Source organism: uncultured Mesonia sp. (genome assembly GCA_947499595.1).
GTDB classification, from domain to species: domain Bacteria; phylum Bacteroidota; class Bacteroidia; order Flavobacteriales; family Flavobacteriaceae; genus Mesonia; species Mesonia sediminis.
The window spans coordinates 1-964 of record CANMOY010000029.1; the positions used below are offsets into that span (position 1 = coordinate 1).

Genomic DNA, 964 nt, shown 5'->3' on the forward strand with positions numbered 1-964 from the left:
ATATCCTTAAAAAAAGACTGCAATGATGGCATGGTTTTGAGACAGTCTGACGGTCTCGTATAACCGTCAGTTACGGGATTAAAGTTAATGATTTTCGGTTAAACACAGACGTTAGCAATTCCGAGTGGATTCGGACGTAGTCGAATCCGCCGTAATTGCGGTTATACATTGTTGTACCCAGTTTTTTATTAGGTGAAATCATATCCTTCATCTTCTAAAATTTCCTTTTCGTTTCTTCTTTTAATTAGTCGATTTAAAGTTCCATTTTCAGTTCCTTTTCTCCGAAAGTGTCCTGTGTTTTCGTCTATCAGTCGATTAATTATTTTGTCACTTATTTTGTTAATGAACAAAAAGTTAAATGAATCTTTTATTACAATCCAAGGTGTCAAAAGAATTCCACGCCTTGACCACCAACCAGCAAAAAAAGTAATTAAGATTGCTTTTAACTTTGCTTTTTTTCCACAACTTAAACACAATACTTTTTCATTCCGTGTGTCGTTCGCAAAAAGTAAAACAGAAACGACTTGATTAATTTCAAATCCATATAGTCTATCTTTTTTTTCAGCGCATTTTGGGCAGTTTAGATTTTGAATTTTCTTTATTAGAGAATCGCGTTCGATTCCGTCGTAAGTTTTTGTTTCAGTTTCTACCCAACTAATTAGGTTTTTGTCAAGATTCCGTTTCTCAATTTCCTCTTTTAAAATTCCGAGAACATCTTTTCTTAAGCCTTTCGATTCCTTTTTTGCAATATTCTCAATTTTTGAATCGGAAAATCCTTTGTAGTTTTCTCTTATTTCTTCGACACTATACATTTAGTTTGCGTTCGGGTTAAATTGGGTACAACGGTTTTGGCTATGATTTCGTTACGGAATGGCACGTGAGTGTCATTCCGACGTTGACCGAAAGATAGCAAAAATGCTTGGAATTTCCGCGAGGAAATTCCGCCGTAATGAATTATAGCCGT

General features: G+C 35.0%; 1 protein-coding gene. It reads right to left on the reverse strand.

Annotated features, from left to right (window positions below; translation table 11 throughout):
- Positions 1 to 188: 188 nt before the first annotated feature.
- A complete protein-coding gene (locus ACH2AZ_RS12410) occupies positions 189 to 812 on the reverse strand; it encodes a hypothetical protein (RefSeq protein ID WP_394908093.1) in 624 nt (207 codons plus the stop codon).
- Positions 813 to 964 lie beyond the last annotated feature (152 nt).

Coding starts and splice junctions, on each gene's coding strand:
- ACH2AZ_RS12410 (WP_394908093.1), bottom strand. CDS start 812: ATGTATAGTGTCGAAGAAATAAGAGAAAACTACAAAGGATTTTCCGAT.